This window comes from Corallincola luteus (assembly GCF_004336975.1).
Classification (GTDB): Bacteria; Pseudomonadota; Gammaproteobacteria; order Enterobacterales; family Neiellaceae; genus Corallincola; species Corallincola holothuriorum.
The window spans coordinates 604,845-618,197 of sequence record NZ_SJXE01000001.1 but is presented as its reverse complement, the minus strand read 5'-3'; the positions used below and the strand labels follow the sequence as shown (position 1 = coordinate 618,197).

General features: G+C 50.9%; 7 protein-coding genes. 5 read left to right on the top strand and 2 right to left on the bottom strand.

The window, feature by feature from the left end:
* Positions 1–53: 53 nt before the first annotated feature.
* Positions 54–2,618: an EAL domain-containing protein gene (locus EZV61_RS02690; RefSeq protein ID WP_131414246.1), complete on the top strand. Its 2,565-nt coding sequence runs from the start codon at positions 54–56 to the stop codon at positions 2,616–2,618.
* 62 nt (positions 2,619–2,680) lie between these two features.
* Here EZV61_RS02690 and glnE read toward each other — a convergent pair whose 3' ends face one another.
* Complete coding sequence (gene glnE, locus EZV61_RS02685) at positions 2,681–5,587, bottom strand: bifunctional [glutamate--ammonia ligase]-adenylyl-L-tyrosine phosphorylase/[glutamate--ammonia-ligase] adenylyltransferase (RefSeq protein ID WP_131414245.1); 2,907 nt, start codon at positions 5,585–5,587, stop codon at positions 2,681–2,683.
* 73 nt (positions 5,588–5,660) lie between these two features.
* Complete coding sequence (locus EZV61_RS02680) at positions 5,661–7,166, bottom strand: CYTH and CHAD domain-containing protein (RefSeq protein ID WP_114337164.1); 1,506 nt, start codon at positions 7,164–7,166, stop codon at positions 5,661–5,663.
* A 146-nt stretch (positions 7,167–7,312) separates the two neighbouring features.
* Between EZV61_RS02680 and EZV61_RS02675 the strand changes: the two genes are divergently transcribed.
* The 4 genes from EZV61_RS02675 to putA all read left to right on the top strand — a co-directional run bounded on the left by EZV61_RS02675 (position 7,313) and on the right by putA (position 13,318).
* Complete coding sequence (locus tag EZV61_RS02675) at positions 7,313–7,993, top strand: TIGR00153 family protein (protein WP_114337163.1); 681 nt, start codon at positions 7,313–7,315, stop codon at positions 7,991–7,993.
* A gap of 12 nt (positions 7,994–8,005) precedes the next feature.
* Complete coding sequence (locus tag EZV61_RS02670; RefSeq protein ID WP_131414244.1) at positions 8,006–9,271, top strand: inorganic phosphate transporter; 1,266 nt, start codon at positions 8,006–8,008, stop codon at positions 9,269–9,271.
* 100 nt (positions 9,272–9,371) lie between these two features.
* Positions 9,372–9,953: a TIGR04211 family SH3 domain-containing protein gene (locus EZV61_RS02665; protein ID WP_131414243.1), complete on the top strand. Its 582-nt coding sequence runs from the start codon at positions 9,372–9,374 to the stop codon at positions 9,951–9,953.
* Positions 9,954–10,156: 203 nt separating this feature from the next.
* A complete protein-coding gene (gene putA / locus EZV61_RS02660) occupies positions 10,157–13,318 on the top strand; it encodes a bifunctional proline dehydrogenase/L-glutamate gamma-semialdehyde dehydrogenase PutA (protein ID WP_131414242.1) in 3,162 nt (1,053 codons plus the stop codon).
* Positions 13,319–13,353 lie beyond the last annotated feature (35 nt).

Sequence of the window (13,353 nt, the reverse complement as noted above, 5' to 3'; positions counted from 1 at the left end):
ATACTCCAAAGAGGTGCCGCATCAGCGGCCTGTTACGGAGTATCTGCTGCAGCATGGATCAGTTTACGCCGCTTCTTAGAGCCAGAACCCTGACGCTATGGCTAGACAGCTTTTCAGATTGGTTTAAACAATACTGCGCCCATCACCGTCTCAGCATCATTTTTTGGGATGATGATATGGTGGCGCTTGTGCTCGACCATAGAGAACAAGCCAGTTATAGCTTTCACAGCAATCATGTCGAAGAGCTAGAGCCACCACTGCCCTGGTCAGCCTTGGGCCGGGTCGAGCCCAGTAGCCAAAGTTTTGTGCAGTTAGAAAATGAATCAGCGTCGCATCACAGCTGGCTGCTCAAACTAAACTGTACTGCACCATTAAGCGCCGTCATCTATTTGGAAACGTCAGACGCGGCAGATACCTCTGCACTGCAGCAGGTTGCCGATCAAAGTGAATCACTTGCCGCTTTAGCTGAGATCCAATGGGATTTCCATGTACTGCAACGGCAACAATATCGTATGTCGGAATCTCCCTTAAGCAGTGGTGAAGTAGACCTATTGCCCATCATTGAACACTGCCCAGCACTGATATCGGCTAAAGATCTTAACGGCAATATACTATTCGTTAATCGTCACTTTGCCTTGCTCGACGGCCCCTCCCCTGAGGAGTATGTCGGTAAGAACGTATTTGAACTGTTTCCAAAGAAGATCGCCTCAGAACTATGGAGCAACGATCTAAAAGCGATCAACCAAGGTGGGCTCGAAGTAGAAGAAACCTGCCATCACAAAGGCGGCAAATTACATACCTACCTTTCTAATAAGTTTCCGCTTAAAGACAGTACCGGGGAGATATTTGGCATCTGTGCGATCTCGACCGACATCACTGAACGCAAAGCGACTGAACTTCACCTGCGGGAAAGTGAGCAACGGCTCAAAACACTGCTGCGCTATGCGCCAGAAGCGATCCTGATTTTTGATGTTGATAAAGCTTGTTATATCGATGCCAATCGCAATGCGGAGAAGCTGTTTGGTCTCAATAAGCGCAATCTGATGACAGCAGATCCTGCCACCCTGAGCCCCTCGTTGCAGTCAGATAAAGGCAGCTCAACCACCGTAAGAGCGCAGATGATCCAACGCACGCTGAATGGTGAAGTGCCGCATTTTGAATGGCTCTGCCTGCGTCATGGCAGTGAAGCCGTGCCCTGCGAAGTGCGTATGGTGCAATTCCCAATGAGTGGTCGGCGCCTGATCCGTGAATCATTTATCGATATTTCCAGCCACAAAGCGTCGGAACGCAAACTGAAAGAGCATGAAGCTCATCTAGAGTATCTCGCCCATCACGATGCACTGACCGGCCTCCCGAATCGCCTGCTCTTGGCTGATCGTCTCGAGCACTCGTTGGCACTCGCCAGGCGCTCAGACACCCGGGTGGCACTGTTACTCTTTGACCTGGATCGATTCAAATATATCAACGATACCCTCGGACATGACACCGGTGATCGTCTGCTGAAAACCATCGCCAACCGACTGTCCGAAGCGGTCAGAACCATGGACACAGCCGCCCGGTTGGGCGGCGACGAATTTGTTGTGTTACTGGAACAGTTCGGTGCGCTGTCTGATGTCAGTCAGGTAGCGAGTAAGCTAATTGAAACCCTAGGCGAGCCTTGTAACGTGGCGGGTCATGAGTTGTCACCCTCCCTCAGTATCGGTATTAGCGTATTCCCCGATGATGCCAGCAGTGCAGAGAGCCTGTTAAAGCATGCTGATATTGCCATGTATAAAGCAAAAGAGTCGGGCGGTCGCCACTTCCGCTTTTTCACCGGCGAGATGGATCAACGCACGACACAGCAATTAAAGATGGAGAGTGAACTGCGTAAGGCGATCATCAACAATGAGCTCTCATTAGTTTATCAACCGCAGCTTTCATTGGCGGATAATACGCTCTGTGGCATGGAGGTGCTGGTACGCTGGCATCACCCCAAGCGAGGCATTATCTACCCAGGGGAATTTATCCCTGTCGCCGAAGAGACTGGCCTAATAAACGATCTAGGATTGTGGGTAATGCGTCATACCTGCAAACAGATAGCCAAATGGCGTAAAAAAGCACTCAAGACACCACGCATCTCTATCAACCTGTCGGCACGTCAGTTTCATCAACATGATCTGTTGGCGCAATTAAAAGAGTTACTCCAAGCACACCAGCTTACCGCCAGCGACATAGAATTTGAGATGACCGAAAGCATGCTGATGGCGGACGCAGAAGAGACTGCACGCCTGCTCAATCAATTGGCCAAGTTCGGTATCTCCCTAGCGGTCGACGACTTTGGCACCGGCTACTCTTCCCTTGCTTATCTACAGAAATTCCCTATCCATCGATTGAAGATTGACCGTCGGTTTATTCAACATCTGCCTGATAATGGGAATGACAGTGTCATTGTCTCCACCATTATCGCCATGGCTCATAACATGGGGATGAAGGTCGTCGCTGAAGGGGTTGAAACAGGCGAACAGCAGCGCTTCCTGGCGCGACTAAAGTGTGACGAAGCACAGGGCTACCTGTTTGCTAAACCGCTGCCGACGGAAGCTTGCGCTGACTATCTCAAAAATCATCAAGCTGATCTTTAATAAACGACAGCCCCTCGCTAGCGGCGGCGAGAAGAATAGCAAGACACTATTTTCCAGCAGTATCAGCTACTTTCGCTGAGCGTCAGGTACTCTGGCAGATAACTTAGCCAAGCCTCTCTTACCTGCTGCCGCAGCGCTTGCCAACCATCAACAGGTAGCAGCCCCGGTAACTGCTGCAGAGCCAAACGGTGATTTTTATCCCGCAGTCGACAGTACGCGGCAATAAGCTGTTTAGATAACTCGGCAGAGACAATACCTTCCTCGGCTAAGGTCTCGAAAATACGCACATTGTCAGACCAGACACTCAGCGCAGGATATTGCTGGCTATAGGCTAATACCAAATACTGCGCCAGGAATTCGATATCAACGATCCCTCCCGTGTCCTGCTTCAGATCGTAAAGCTCTGCGTTACCCTTATTCAGGTGACCGTACATTTTAGCGCGCATCTTCGCGACATCCTCGGCCAACGTTCCTTGCTCACGGGAGCGTTGCAACACGTTAGCGCGCACTTGAGCAAAATCATCCGCCAGCTGACTGTCACCATAGACCACTCGACTCCGCACTAATGCCTGATGTTCCCAGGTCCATGCTTCCTTTGCTTGATAATCAGCAAAGGCGTCAATATGACTCACCATCAAGCCAGAAGCACCCGATGGTCGAAGGCGCATATCAATTTCATACAGCACACCAGAAGGCGTACGGGTGGCGCACAAATGAATAATCCGCTGGCCTAGTTTCAGGTAAAACTGCTGATTGGTCAGTGACTTTTCACCTTGGGTATGACCTGCCGGTGCCTGATGCAGAAATACCAGATCCAGATCGGAGCCATAACCCAACTCGATCCCGCCCATCTTGCCGTAACCAACCACGGCAAAAGCGTAGCTATTATCTGCTAACCCTGATGGAAGCCCGTAGCGCAGGGTCATCTGCTGCCATGCCATGCCAACCACTTGTTCCATTAGCGCTTCAGCCAATGCGGTTAAGTGGTCACTCACTTTCATTAGAGGCAGTGCGCCGGCGATATCTGATGCAGCAATACGCAGTTGCTGGATCTGCTTGAATTGCCGCAACGCTTCCATCTGCTGTTCCAAATCATCTTCAGGAATACGCAGAACAAATTCCCGTAACTCTTCACGATACTGCGTCGGACTTGGCGGCTGATAAAGGTGGGCAGGATCGATCAGTTCGTCGAGTAAGATAGGAAAACGCGACAGCTGCTCGGCGATCCACGGGCTGGCGGCACATAGTCGGCAAAGTTGATCCAGCGTACCTGGGTTCTCAAGCAACAGTTCTAAGTAAGCAGTTCGGGTTAAGATCTTGGTGAGCACCTGGGTAACGCGCTCAAACAGGAGCTCTGGACTGTCACCTTGCACCACGCGCTGGAGTAAGCCAGGCATCAATTTCGACAGGGTTTCTCGACCCCGATTACCCATTGAGCGCTGCTGGCATTGAAGACGAAAATCACGCAACAGTTTGGCTAACCGTTGACTCTTGCTTTCGGCGACACCGCACTCCGTTAAAATCCCTTCCAGCTCATCCAATTCAAAGTCATGCTGCCAAAGTTCGATGTAGCAGTCATCGACCTCTTCCTTACGCTCCTCCTCTTCACCAATCACAGAAGCAAAGACCTCATGTACCGCATCAGTGTGGAGGATGAGCGCGTCAAAATACTGCGCGTAGCTGGCATACCCCAACACATGCGCTAGGCGCAGCTGGTCAACATCACCATCTGGCAGCATCTGTGTTTGTTGATCACCAATCGCTTGGATCATCTGTTCACTGCGACGAAGAAACAGATAGGCGCGCCGTAACGTTTCCGAATCCGCAGCGTTCAATAAGCCATGCTCACCCAGCAAGGCCAGCGTCTCCAATAGCCCGTGACTCTGCAGCTCCGGCATGCGACCGCCACGGATCAGCTGCCAAACCTGAACAATAAACTCGATCTCCCGAATACCGCCAGCCCCCAGTTTAATGTTGCTCAACTGCGATCGGCGGCGAACCTCACGGCTAATCATGGCTTTCATCTGGCGTAGTGAATCGATCGCGGAAAAATCGATATAGCGACGATAAATAAACGGACGTAATAAGCCTTCGAGCTCTTGGTGATAGCGACCGCGCGGACCGAGAATGCGTGCCTTGACCATGGCATAGCGTTCCCACTCTCGTCCCTGTTCTTGATAGTAATCTTCCAGCGCGGCAAAGCTCATCACCAAGGGCCCGCTGTCACCGAATGGCCGCAAGCGCATATCCACCCGATAAACAAAACCATCGGCGGTGCTTTGAGCTAACAAATTAATCAGCTTTTGGCCTAGCTTGGTAAAAAACTGCTGATTATCAAGGCTACGGCGAGCCCCTTGGGTTTCACCGTTTTCCGGAAACGCAAAGATCAAATCAATGTCGGAAGAGAAGTTAAGTTCACCACCGCCCAACTTCCCCATTCCCAGTACGAGCATCGGTTGCGGTTGGCCACTTTGACGCCCCATAGGCGTGCCAAACTGCGTTGTTAACTGCTGATAGGCCCACGCCAATGCCTGACTCACCAAGGCATCGGCAAACTGAGAAAGCCGCGCCAGCGTTTGTTCAATCGGTGCGATATGCAATAGATCACGCCAAGCAATCAAAGTCATTTGTTGCCGCCTAGCAACCCGCAGCACCTGCTGAACTTGGCGCTCATCGCCACCACACTGAGATATTTGCGGCGCCAACCATTGCTGATAACAGGCGGGTCCAGCCTGCTGCAGTTCGCCATCGATCACTTGCAATGCCCACGCAGGGTCTTTAATCAAATTTTCAGCCACAAAGTCACTCAGCGCAAACGCTCGCAACAGGCTACTTTTCATCGCCTCGGAAATAGCTGGTTCAGACACAGCTTGCTGCTCACAAGCCGTTTGAAAACGCTGCCAATAACGCTCAGCACCATCAGCTAGAATCTGCGGTAAGATCGGAAAGGTGGAGTCACTCTGGGACATGAAGATGTTCCTGTTAAGCGATGAAAAGCGATTCACAGCGCCCTAAAGCAGCGCTGCGCTAAAAACACGATGCTCATTCAAAAAGGGGGTCATCAAGGGCTGATTGCCGGGATTGCTCAAGTGCGTGTAACAGCGCATTTCGTTTTCGCTCCAACCAGCGCCGATACGGCTTCTTGTCGGTCAAAGCTAAAGAATCAGCCACAGCATTAAGATAGTCTAACTGCGACCATTCAGCAGTACCGCGAGAGAGATCCAACCAGGCTTCACTGCACTCTGTGCCCTGCTCATTACTAAACAGAGCCGCAAAACAGAGCCGCAACTGCAACGCTTGTCTAAGCAGCGGAAACTTCTTCAAATAATCATCACCTGTGAACTCATGACCAGCATACAAAAGATGCAGCTGTTGCCACTGCTCAATTAGCGTATCGCGCCCCAAAGAGATGACCGGCTCGTTTAATCGTGATGTCGCTCCTAACAGATAACGACGCCAGCCCTGTTCGAACAGCCACTCAGTGAAAGAGAGCACCAACTGACAATAACGAGAGGAGAGTAGTAGCGTAACCACCTCGGTTTCATCCGGAGAAGAATCCGAGATCTCAGCCAAACGTGATTTCAGCAACTTACGGTCATCTAGCTTGCGCAACTGATGGCCTTTATCGGCCAATGCGTGCTGACGAAATGACGCTTCAGGTACCCAGGCCAAGGTCTTAAGCAACCACTGCAGTTCATCACGCAGCGTTTCACTGGCTTCCAGTGGGATCGCATCCTGGTAGGCTTGCAACGCGCTATTGAGCCATTGGTAGCCATCATAAAGTGCTTCAACAGCAGCAAATGAAGGGCAACTAATAAAGCTCTGTTCATTGTGCTGGATGGTATCCAAGATATGCTTAAGCGTCGCTTCGAATGCCACTTCAACCGACATATCCAAACTAAGCTGCACCGGCACCAATGGGCACCGTTCATAGTGGGTTTCACCTTTGGCAAGACGATACCCCCGTGCAGCTTTACTTAAATGGCCTAACCTTGCGGGAACAGCACCAGAGATAGTGCGAGCCAAGCCAAATAGATGATCAGGATCGCCTTTCAGTAACTCAAACTCGACTTCCGCGATCGGCTCTTGCTGATGATTCGCCTCAACATTACCGATATCCAATGCCACTTCAACTTCGGAGCCATCATCAAAGCGCAGACACCAGCTGCGGCGACGGAAATTAGTACTAAAAATCGGCACTAACTGTTTTTCCAGCCGTGCTGGCACTATCGTCTCAGGCCAAATATCCGCAGGAAATAGCGCTAAATCAGGACGACTTCCTTCAATAGGTTCGTTGTATTCAGGGCGCTGGTGTAACCCTCCCACCACCCGTCCTGCGGTTTTTATGGTCTGTACCGATACATTATCAGCAGTTCGGACACGCAACCCTGTGTCGATGGCGCGTAACTGACGATCTGGCGTATCAAAGTAGATATTAGCCAGCTGCTTGTCCGCGGAATAGTAGATATCAGCTGCAGTTTCAATTGCTTGAACTAATGCCTCTGACTCACCGGGGATCACAAGTTTGATCTCTATTTCTGTTTCCATCGACTACATTCTGTTGTAGCGGGCGGAGAAATCACCCACTAATTTCAAGACATGCGACTGAATAGGTTTCATGCTTCACTAACATCGGCTAGTATTCAGCGCCAAATTTTAACGTTTCATGACAAACAGCGTCAGGAATTGCGTTCATGCCATTAAATAACATCATGGGAGTTTTTGCTAAATCTCCCATTAAACCGCTCGAAGAACATATTAATAAAGTTCATGCCTGCAGCGAAGAACTAACTAAGTTCTTTAAAGTCGTTCTGCAGCAGGATTGGAAAGCCGCGGCTGAAATCCGTCTCAAAATATCGACTTTGGAAAAAGAAGCCGATGCATTGAAGCGAGAGATCCGCCTCAAGCTGCCTAGCGGTCTGTTTATGCCAGTAGAGCGCACAGACATGCTGGAACTGCTCACTCAGCAGGACAAGATCGCGAATATCGTTAAGGATATTGCCGGACGCGTGCTGGGTCGAGAGATGGTGATCCCAGAATCGATCGCTGATGACTTCGAAAAGTATGTTGCTCGCTGTATCGATGCAACTGCGCTAGCTAAAAAAGCAATCAATGAACTGGATGAGCTACTAGAAACCGGCTTCCGCGGCCGTGAAGTTGATCTGGTTGAAAAGATGATCCACGAACTGGATCTGATTGAAGATGATACCGACACAATGCAGATCCGGTTACGCAAGCAGTTACGCTCCCTTGAATCTGAACTCAATCCTGTCGATGTGATGTTCCTATACAACATCATTGAATGGGTCGGCGCAGTCGCTGACCAAGCAGAGCGCGTAGGTGCTCGCCTGGAATTGATGCTGGCTCGTTCATAAGGTACTGAATAAATGGAAATCTTAGTCAATTACAGCTTTGAGCTGATCCTGATTGCTGCGCTTTTCGGCTTTTTTATGGCGTGGGGTATTGGTGCTAATGACGTGGCCAACGCCATGGGTACCTCTGTAGGCTCGAAAGCGCTGACCATCAAGCAAGCGATTATTATTGCTATGATCTTTGAGTTCGCCGGTGCCTACCTAGCCGGTGGCGAAGTGACATCAACCATCCGGAAAGGGATCATTGATAGTGGTTACTTCGTCGATGCACCAGAACTCCTGGTGTTTGGTATGACAGCATCACTATTAGCCGCCGGTTTCTGGCTATTGATCGCCTCCTACCTGGGTTGGCCCGTTTCCACCACTCACTCTATCGTTGGCGCGATTGTCGGCTTTGCTGCCGTGGGTGTCAGTGTTGACGCTGTCGCTTGGGGTAAAGTGGCTGGGATTGTCGGCAGCTGGATTGTCACCCCTGCAATATCAGGCTTTATTGCCTACCTCATCTTTATGAGTGCACAAAAGCTGATCTTTAATACCGACGATCCGCTAAAAAATGCGAAACGTTATGTTCCTGTCTATATGGGCTTTGCCGGATTCGTGCTGTCACTGGTGACCATCAAGAAAGGCCTTAAACATGTTGGCTTACACCTTAGCCCTGTGGAAGGTTATGCGTGGGCCATCGGTATCGCTGTCCTAGTTGGTATATTGGGCTCTTTAGCCATCAGTCGCCTGAAGATTGATCCTAAAGCTGACCGCCGTATGCACTACGCCAATGTCGAGAAAGTTTTTGCCATTTTAATGGTGGTGACCGCTTGTTGTATGGCTTTTGCCCACGGTTCGAACGATGTAGCTAACGCCATTGGGCCATTGGCAGCCGTTGTGTCGGTAGTCAACAACGAAGGTGAAATAGCCAAGAAAGCGGCGCTGGCATGGTGGATCCTACCGTTAGGTGCTGTTGGTATTGTTGCTGGTTTAGCGATTTTTGGTCACCGCGTGATGGCGACCATAGGTCAAGGGATCACTCACTTAACCCCAAGCCGTGGTTTTGCCGCTGAGCTTGCTGCAGCATCAACCGTGGTTATCGCTTCGGGTACTGGCTTACCTATCTCAACCACGCAAACACTGGTTGGTGCGGTTCTTGGGGTAGGTATGGCTCGCGGGATTGCAGCACTAAACCTCAGTGTGATCCGCAATATTGTAGTTTCATGGGTGGTGACGCTGCCAGCAGGCGCCGTGATGTCCATCATATTCTTCTACATATTAAAGGCCATTTTCTCTTGATTTAGCGGGCCCCTTGACCGGGGCTCTTGCCAATTTTCGGGGTAGGCAATAGCATGGCTGTTGAGACTCGCTACCCCTTAATCAATAACAAGGCACCGCTGTGAAAAAACTTCTGGTATCTCTTGCTCTTCTTCTCCCTACTTTTATCGCTCAAGCCGCAGATGGTGGCTTCCGTTACGTCAGCGATGAACTGACCATTTTTATGCATACCGGGCCTAGTACCCAATACCGTATCATCGGCACGATTACTGCGGGCAGCCGGGTTAAGGTGGAACAAGCTCAGAGTGATACAGACTACATTAAAGTCACCGATCCTAAGGGGAAGACCGGCTGGGTCGACAAAAAGCTACTGATGACACAAGCCAGCCTGCAATATCGAATGCCGCAATTGGAAGAGCAGCTAGCAACATTGCAGATGGAACTCCAAGCCCGCAATGAAGAGCTGGCAGCGTTAAAACAAAATCTGCGCGGGCTACAAGAGCAATCTGAAATTTTAATTGAAGAGCGCGATGAAACCCTCTCCGCCAATCAACGCTTGACCACTGAGTTAGACACACTGGATGAATCGACGCAGATGGAATGGTTCTGGCGCGGTGGTATCGTGTTAGGTGCCGGCATTTTGTTGGGAATAATCATTCCTTTCCTACCTCGCAGGAAGAAACAGCAAGACCAGTGGATGTAAGTTCGCCGCTGTAGCACACGAATGTTTACAGGAACGGCCCTTATTTGGGCCGTTTTTTTTGTCTAGCCACTATCGCAGTCAGAAGCTTTTGCAGTCTAAAATCAAGGCATATTCTGATTGCCATGGTACTGCAGCGCCGATGCAATGCAGCCGAGTACCAGCACACCCTCCATGGCAACGCTGTTAATACCAGAGGGCACGCCATGTTCAGACCTTCACAATTGCTATCAGCAGAATACCGACCAACGCTGTCCCAGTTATGGGCTCAGATCAGCGAGACCTATCAGGCTGATGAAGCAACATATCTGGCTGAGTTGTTGGCCTTGGTTGAGCAACCAAGCGACGAACTGCAACAAGTTACCCGACACGCTGAACAGCTAGTGACACAAGTACGCCAAGAACATCACGCGGGTGAAGGGCTGGATGCATTCCTGCAGCAGTACAGCTTAGACACACAGGAAGGTATCATCCTGATGTGCTTGGCTGAAGCGCTGCTGCGTATCCCTGACGGTGCCACTGCCGACGCCCTGATCAAAGATAAACTCAGTGGTGCGGACTGGGCAAAACATCTGAAAAGCTCTGAGTCTATGCTGGTGAATGCGTCCACTTGGGGATTGATGCTGACCGGCAAGGTGATCACCCTCGATAAGGGCATTGATGGCGAACCAGCCAACCTGCTTAACCGTATGGTCACCCGTTTAGGCGAGCCGGTGGTACGTAAAGCAATGTACGCCGCGATGAAGATCATGGGCAAACAGTTTGTCCTCGGCCGCAACGTCAAAGAAGCACTCAAAAGCAGTAAAAGCAGCCGCAAAGCCGGGTATACACACTCTTACGACATGCTCGGAGAATCAGCTCTGACCATGGCGGATGCTGACCGTTACCTGGCCAGTTACCAAGCGGCAATTGCTGCATTAGGGGCTGCAGAATTTGACGAAGAACTAGCGCCACGCCCTACCATTTCAGTGAAATTATCAGCACTTTATCCACGCTATGAAGCCAGTCATAAGCAACAAGCGATCCCGGAAATGAGCCAACGTTTGGCCACACTGGTTAGCCAGGCACGCAGTCTCAATATTGGTATTCAGGTTGATGCAGAAGAAGCAGATCGCCATGAGATGATGTTGCAGATATTTGAACATGTCTATCGGAGCGATGCTGCCAAAGGCTGGGGCAATTTCGGCCTCGTCGTACAAGCTTACGCGAAATGGGCGCTACCTTCATTGGTATGGTTAACCGAGGTCGCCCGCAGTCAAGGCGATACCATCCCGATACGTTTGGTGAAGGGCGCATACTGGGACAGTGAGATAAAATTGAGCCAGCAACGGGGCTTAACTTGCTATCCAGTGTACACCCGCAAATCAGCAACCGATTGCAGCTACCTGGCGTGCGCCAAGTACCTGCTGAGCGCGCGGACAGAACAACTGATCCTGCCACAATTTGCCACCCACAACGCGCAGACCGTGGTGGCGATCCAAAGATTAGCCGGCAACCGTCCTTTTGAGTTTCAGCGACTGTGGGGCATGGGTGACGAGCTCTATGGCACCTTGCTGATGACCCATGCGACTCAGGCTGTTCGTATCTATGCCCCGGTTGGCGAACACAAAGATCTGCTGCCCTATTTAGTCAGACGCCTACTTGAAAACGGTGCAAATACCTCTTTTGTCCATAAATTGGTAGATCCCAATACACCAACCGCAAGCTTGGCTGAACACCCGCTACACAACCTGCAAAAAGCTCACAGCTTAATCAATACTCGTATTCCGTTACCGGCTACAATCTATCCCGACCGGAGCAATTCCGCAGGACCAAACCTCGATATAAGCGCCCAGGCAGAGCCTTTCTTTGCACAACTGCAGGAATATCAGCACTGTCAGTGGCAAGCTCACCCTATCATCGACGGAGAGTCGGTCTCAGGCGCGACACAAACCGTCTGCTCACCTCGTAACAGAGATGAGATCGTCGGCCAGGTACAGTGGGCAACCACCGCTGATTGCGAACACGCTTTAATGGTCGCCCATCAGGCTTTTCCAAACTGGCGTAACACGTCGGTAGAGCTGAGGGCCAAGCTACTTGAAACGCTAGCTGACCAGCTGCAAGCCCATCAAGTAGAGCTGATCGCATTGTGCACCCGCGAAGCAGGTAAACAGCTTCATGACGGTATTGACGAGGTAAGAGAAGCGATCGATTTTTGTCGTTATTACGCCGTTGAAGCACGCAAGTTATTCCGTCCCGGCGCACCTCTTCCTGGCCCAACCGGAGAACTGAACGAACTATTTGTCCAGGGCCGTGGGGTGTTTGTTTGCATCAGCCCCTGGAACTTTCCGTTGGCCATCTTCCTCGGTCAAATATCGGCGGCGTTGGTCACTGGCAACACAGTGATCGCCAAACCCGCAGAACAAACCAGTCTGATCGCTCACCGTACCGTGGAATTGATGCTGGAAGTTGGTTTTCCAGCGGATGTGATCCAGCTATTACCCGGCAGTGGCAAAACGCTGGGAACGGCACTGACGCAAGATAACCGCGTGACCGGCGTCTGTTTTACCGGTTCAACCCAAACGGCACAGCTAATCAACCGCAGTTTGGCGGCAAGGGACGGAGCCATTGCGACGCTTATCGCCGAAACGGGTGGTCAAAATTGTATGCTGGTTGACAGCACCTCACTGCCTGAACAGGTCGTTAAAGATGTAGTCCAGTCAGCGTTTGCCAGTGCCGGGCAGCGCTGCTCAGCTTTGCGCGTACTATATCTGCAAGCAGAAATCGCGGATAAGGTTATCGCGCTACTCGCTGGCGCAATGCAAGAACTGAATGTCGGCGATACCTGGTATCACCAAACTGACATAGGCCCGGTCATTGACACGGCGGCGCAGCAACAACTGCTACAACACATTGCAGACATGCAAAGTAGAGGACGTCTGATCGCCCAATCCCCGATGCCGGAAGAAACCAACACAGGTAGCTATGTGCCGGCAACAGCAGTGGAAATAGAGAGTATTAACTGGCTCAGTAAAGAGCAATTTGGACCGGTGCTGCATGTGATCAGGTATAAAAAGTCCGACCTCAATGACGTTATCGCTCAGATTAACGCGACCGGTTTCGGTTTAACCTTAGGGATCCATAGCCGCAATACCCAGCTCGCCCTAACCATTGCCGATCGGGTCAATGTCGGAAATGTCTATATCAACCGTAATCAGATCGGTGCCATGGTTGGCACTCAACCCTTTGGCGGTCAGGGGTTATCAGGCACAGGCCCGAAAGCCGGTGGACCCCGCTATCTGCCGCGATTTATTACCGAGAAAACCCGCAGCAATAATATTACGGCAGTTGGCGGCAATGCATCACTGCTGTCTCTTGGCGATGCTTAACAACAAAGCCTTTCTGTTACGCACAAAAAAGGCCG

Excerpts from the sequence above, each read along its gene's own strand:
- EZV61_RS02690 (WP_131414246.1), top strand. The coding sequence starts at position 54 with ATGGATCAGTTTACGCCGCTTCTTAGAGCCAGAACCCTGACGCTATGG.
- glnE (WP_131414245.1), bottom strand. The coding sequence starts at position 5,587 with ATGTCCCAGAGTGACTCCACCTTTCCGATCTTACCGCAGATTCTAGCT.
- EZV61_RS02680 (WP_114337164.1), bottom strand. The coding sequence starts at position 7,166 with ATGGAAACAGAAATAGAGATCAAACTTGTGATCCCCGGTGAGTCAGAG.
- EZV61_RS02675 (WP_114337163.1), top strand. The coding sequence starts at position 7,313 with ATGCCATTAAATAACATCATGGGAGTTTTTGCTAAATCTCCCATTAAA.
- EZV61_RS02670 (WP_131414244.1), top strand. The coding sequence starts at position 8,006 with ATGGAAATCTTAGTCAATTACAGCTTTGAGCTGATCCTGATTGCTGCG.
- putA (WP_131414242.1), top strand. The coding sequence starts at position 10,157 with ATGTTCAGACCTTCACAATTGCTATCAGCAGAATACCGACCAACGCTG.